At 65.1% G+C, this 252-nt stretch carries 1 protein-coding gene; it reads left to right on the top strand.

Annotated features, from left to right (window positions below):
- Window positions 1–112: 112 nt before the first annotated feature.
- Window positions 113–252: TusE/DsrC/DsvC family sulfur relay protein (locus AC0IW7_RS24915; RefSeq protein WP_471821527.1), on the top strand; the 140-nt coding region annotated here is incomplete at its 3' end.

Raw genomic sequence — 252 nt, 5'->3', positions numbered from 1 at the left:
GGAGGAAGATCTGCACGCCCGCCACCTCGCCCTGCCGCCGCGCGTAAAAGCGCTCGACTACCCCCGGCTTCGTCGAATGCTGCACCGCCTTCGCCAAGGTCAACACCTGGCGATGAACGAACTGATCGTTGAAGACTGCGCCATCGCCCTCGACAAAGACGGCTACCTGGCGAACCACCCTGATTGGTCACCTGCCGCCGCCGAAGCGCTGGCCGCACAGGAAGACATCGCCCTGAGCCCCGAGCACTGGGA

Source organism: Pseudomonas sp. AC229 (genome assembly GCF_979254655.1).
Note: the sequence above shows the minus strand (reverse complement) of the source record. Positions and strands in the feature narration are given on the sequence as shown.